This is a genomic window from Streptomyces hirsutus (assembly GCF_001418415.1).
In the GTDB taxonomy this organism is placed as follows: Bacteria; Actinomycetota; Actinomycetes; order Streptomycetales; family Streptomycetaceae; genus Streptomyces; species Streptomyces hirsutus.
On sequence record NZ_LIQT01000698.1, the window covers coordinates 3,898 to 4,252 of the forward strand.

Consider the following 355-nt stretch of genomic DNA (forward strand, 5'->3'; position numbering starts at 1 on the left):
CTCCGCCGCCCCGGGCCCGGCTGCCGTCCCGTCACCGCGCCCCGGGCACGACCGGCCCACCCATGTCCTGCGTTCCGTACCGGACCCGACCTCGAACCCGATCCCGATCCCGACCTCGAACCCGTCCCCGGCCTCGAACCCGTCTCTGGGCCCGATCCCGTCCCCGGGCCCGATCCCGGGCTCGATCCCGAACCCGACCCCGAGCCCGATCCCGGCATCAACCCCTGCCCCGGATTCGGCACCCGACCTCGTACGAGACTCCGCCCCTGACTTCCGGCCGCGTCCGATGCCCGGTGCCGCGGGAGCGATACCCCCGGGGACGGTCGCGCCGCCGACGGGTGAGTTCGGCCCGCCC